This is a genomic window from Sphingobacterium sp. MYb382, assembly GCF_037572665.1.
In the GTDB taxonomy this organism is placed as follows: domain Bacteria; phylum Bacteroidota; class Bacteroidia; order Sphingobacteriales; family Sphingobacteriaceae; genus Sphingobacterium.
Window position 1 is genome coordinate 1 of the sequence record NZ_JBBGZT010000019.1, and the last position, 2,031, is coordinate 2,031.

Annotated in this window: 1 rRNA gene; it reads right to left on the reverse strand. The window is 41.3% G+C overall.

The features are described from left to right. Nucleotides 1–150, reverse strand: a 16S ribosomal RNA gene (locus WH223_RS07970); the annotation flags it as partial. Nucleotides 151–2,031: the final 1,881 nt, after the last annotated feature.

The window sequence follows — 2,031 nt, forward strand, 5'->3', positions numbered from 1 at the left end:
CCCCTGATATGGGTAGGTTGCTCACGCGTTACGCACCCGTGCGCCACTCTCACCAAAATAAAGCAAGCTTTACCTTGGATCCCGTTCGACTTGCATGTATTAGGCCTGCCGCTAGCGTTCATCCTGAGCCAGGATCAAACTCTCCATTGTAAAAATGAATTGTTAGAAACCTAACTATTTATAAAATAATTAGAATTGTCTTTTTTTAATATCTAATTTGAACTGACTAGGTTGATTGTTATTTGTTAACTTTCGTTAGTATAACCAACTACTCGTTACGTTTTCATGATCATTTTCTTAAAGAACTTCTCTCGCCGCCGCATCGCGCTTTGGCTATATATTTTCCCTATTGCTAGGTTAAACTTAATCTTGTTTGTTTCATACATCCTTGCGATGTGCGCCCTTCGTTTCGGTTGGGACTGCAAAGGTAGAAAAGCTTTTTGATTTTCCAAAATAAATTTTACTTTATTTTTTCTAGCTCCTCTTTCGTTAAATTTAGAAAAAACCGCATTTAGAATGCCGCTATCCTTGTTTTTAACCCTTTATTTCAATCGTCCCTCCCTTGCGGAGTGGTGCAAAGATAGAAGTTTTATACCCCTACTTCCAAATGTTTTTAGCTTATTTATTAGGAGTTTCCCTTAAGTGCTTGATAACGATACTAGATAATCTTTCCTTGGGTTCGTTTTTGAGTCGGAAATAGGCGGTTTGGTTAGGGAATTAGGGCTGTTATTGGGGATGCGACCCCCCTGGGGGCGTTATATAGATTCTTAGCTCCGAGCTATAATGATGTCAATCCGCTGGATTGAGTTGCTTGTTGTTCTTTTTAAAACTCGTTTATTTTATACTCCCCTATCCTATTGGTTATGCTGTCCTTCGACAGACTCAGGATGACAACAAGTCGAAGTATTGTTTAGAAAGGCTTATTGCACTGTCTATCGTCTTCGTTTGCAACGAGGATGCTGGAGTATAGCGTTTGCAACGCTTATTAAAGTCTTTTGCTTAATTATTAGAACGTGTCCTTAGCCAGGACGCGGCTTCACCCTTTTCCTTGATGAAAAGTGTGGCAAAAATCAAGGCTGGCATACGCTGCTATCTCCACTTGTAAATTCCGGAACAAAACGAACTCGCTCCGCTCAGACAGCGTTTTCTTCTTGCGGAATTTACGGCACTACGATTTTACGCAGCAGATGCCTAGGCCTTTTTTTCTAGCAAATGCAAGTCAGTTCTTTTTTTCACCAACCCATCAAGGTTGTCATGCTGCCCTTCGACAGGCTCAGGATGACAAGTCGAAATACCGTCTTAGAAAGGCTTACTCCTATATATAAGGAATACTAGGTTTTACATCTCTCCATTTAATTACAAGACTTATCTATTTTCCACTTCCTTTTCCAAGTTGTCATGCTGAGCTTGTCGAAGCATCATTTAGAAAGGCTTATTGCACAGTCTATCGTCATCGTTTGAAACGAGGATGCCAGAGGATAGCGTTTGCAACGCTTTATTGGAGTCTTTTGCTTAATTATTAGAACGTGTCCTTAGCCAGGACAGGGCTTCACCCTTTTCCTTGATGAAAAGTGTGGCAAAAATCAAGGCTGGCATACGCTGCTATCTCCATTTGTAAATTCCGGAACAAAACGAACTCGCTACGCTCAGACAGCGTTTTCTTCTTGCGGAATTTACGGCACTACGATTTTACGCAGCAGATGCCTAGGCCTTCTTCTTAGCAACTGCAAGTCATTTATGTTTTGAACACATCTTTCTTTTGTAGTTCCCCATCCAAATTGTCATGCTGTCCTTCGACAGGCTCAGGATGACAACAAGTCGAAGAATCGTTTAGGAAGGTTTGCTTCTATATATAAGGAATACCAGATTTGCTACTGTTCGCTAGTTCTCTCCGTTTGTTTGCACTGCCTATCGTCTTCGTTTGAAACGAGGATGCTGGAGGATAGCGTTTGCAACGCTTATTGAAGGCTTTTGCTTAATTATAGTGCGTGTCCTTAGCCAGGACGAGGCTTCACCCTTTTCCTTGATGAA